Here is a 2,340-nt window from a genome sequence, read left to right on the forward strand (position 1 = left end):
CATGAGCACATCAGAGTCTGAAGAAACATCTAGCTCCTTGAGCGAATCGGTTTCAGAGTCTGTGTCAAGATCGACAACGACTTCAGTAAGTGCATCAAGTTCTGAATCGACAACGACGTCAACAAGTACGTCAGCTTCTTATTTAGGGTCAATGAGTCAGACTAGATCACAATCTGAATCGTCAAGCTCTTCTCAAAAATATAGAGGGTCAGAAGGAGTTCTTCCAGAAACAGGAACAGCAACGTCAACAGGTATGTTTGCAGCAGGAGCATCCGCGCTACTTGCAGGTATTGCTGTCTTGGGTCGTCGTAAGAAAAAGGATGAGAATTAATCTATCAAACTCATTCTATTGCTGTCATATAGATGAACTTAGGATTTAAAAATAAGTGAAAGCAAGTCTCGAAAGAGATTTGCTTTTTTCTAGTGAAAACTAAGTATGAAAGAATAGTCAAATATATTGAAAATGATCAATAATCCTGTATAATCAAAAGAGAATAATTTTTAGGGAGAAAAATGTGTTATTTAAGAGGATGAATGGAAAGTCTTGGAAGGGAGAGCGGATTACACGATTTAAATTAGTCAAAACTGGGAAAAACTGGATGCGTGTTGCGTGCTCAAATATTACTTTCTTCCAACGGAGAGGGAAAGAAGGAGCTCCGCCCTTGTCCTTTTCCAGATCAAGTCAATTGGCTCTCACGAAGGGGCTGATTGCAACAGGTGCACTGCTTGGAGCGGTATCGCTTGCTCAACCTACTTTTGCGGATCAAGAAGACAAACAAAGCTTTGGCTCAGAGTTGGATTCAGAAATAGGTCTAATTGGAAAAGATAGCTTAGTTTTAGGGATTGCTGGCAATTCATTAACTAGTGAAAAAATCAACTCCTTGACAAGTCAAGAGAGCTTCTCTTCATCAGTAGGAACCCCTGTTTCTGAGATTACTTCAATGGCTAGTTCAGAAGCTTCTACTTCAATAAATTCAACCTCTTTATCAGAACTGGTTTTAACGGAACCTTCTTTTATCCAATTGGATCAGCAAGAGGAACGACTCTATAAGTTAGCACAGGATATTTATAGGTATATTGACCAAGCTAAAGCTCTAGAAGATGGAAAGGAGACTGTGTTCCTTGGGAAGCAGGCCTTGGATGCTATTCGTCATCAATTAGCAAATCCTTCAGCTGAGGGAAACCAAGTAGTTGACCAAGCTAAGACAGCCCGAAACCGACTGATCAATCTTGTCCTACGTACCACTTCAGGAAAACGTGATCCTCGAAATGGGAATGCAATAGGCTCTGATCAAATGTTGCGAGCCCCATTCGTTATGAGTGGACCTGAAAATAACCATCTCGTCACTGCCTATAATTCAGATCCAGTGAGACTCCAGTATATTGTCCGAGAGCGAAATGGTGGTGTTATCCTAACTTTTATGGGTTATGCTCCAAATAGTGAGCGGGTAGATGGTGTCTTGGTGCCGAATGCGACTTTGAAAACCCCCTTTGCTCCCATGCTGATTGAGGGGAAAGTGGGAGATACAGAGGTTGTGGAACCCGGGAAAACATATACGATTACAGTTCGTTTTACCAACGCTCACAACCAGTTTATAGACCGTTCTTTCCGAATTAAAGTATTGCCACAAAATGACGGGATTCGAAATCCAATTGTTGCAGTGAAGTCAAACACGCAAGTATCTGATCTCTCTCAATTGACTGATGCAGAAAAAGAACAAGTGTGGGAAAAGTTTAAGGCTGTGAATCCCCGTCTCATATCTTCTAAGGATTTTAAGTCCTACTCAGTTTCAGCAACTGGAGAAGTTACAGTTGTTTTCAAAGATAATACGACAAATACTGTAACTGTTCCTTTGACAGAAGATCCACGAATTCGCTCACTTTCTTTGAGTGTTTCTTCAAGTCTGTCAGAGGTTGAAAGTACATCTAGATTGGGGTCTGAGTCAAAGGAAATATCTGAGTTGAAGAGTTTGTCTGAGGGATTCAGTGATTCACTGTCTAACTCGAGTGCTATCTCTGCAAGTGTCGGTCTTTCTAATTCAGTATCTATCAGCGAATCAGAAGAAGAATCAATCTCTTTTTCAGAAGAGGCCTCCTCATCGCTTTCAGAGTCCGTTTCAGAATTCCAATCAGTGAGTGTATCAGAGTCAGAAGAAAGCTCTATTTCCTTGAGTGAGTCATCTTCAGAGTCTGTGTCAGAAACCCAATCAGTAAGCACTTCAGAATCAGAAGAAACGTCAACTTCACTCAGTGAGTCCGCTTCAGAATCTGTATCAGAATTCCAATCAGTGAGTGCGTCAGGGTCAGAAGCAGCCTCTGCCTCACTCAGTGAGTCCGCTT

General features: G+C 41.5%; 1 protein-coding gene and 1 pseudogene. Both read left to right on the forward strand.

What is annotated here, in order from left to right:
• Positions 1-331 (forward strand): LPXTG cell wall anchor domain-containing protein (locus O3602_RS10135; protein WP_371611637.1); only part of this gene is annotated, 331 nt, incomplete at its 5' end.
• 199 nt (positions 332-530) lie between these two features.
• Positions 531-2,340: pseudogene (locus tag O3602_RS10140) on the forward strand (peptidase); the annotation flags it as partial.

The organism is Streptococcus sp. 27098_8_186 (genome assembly GCF_041432055.1).
Classification (GTDB): domain Bacteria; phylum Bacillota; class Bacilli; order Lactobacillales; family Streptococcaceae; genus Streptococcus; species Streptococcus dentalis.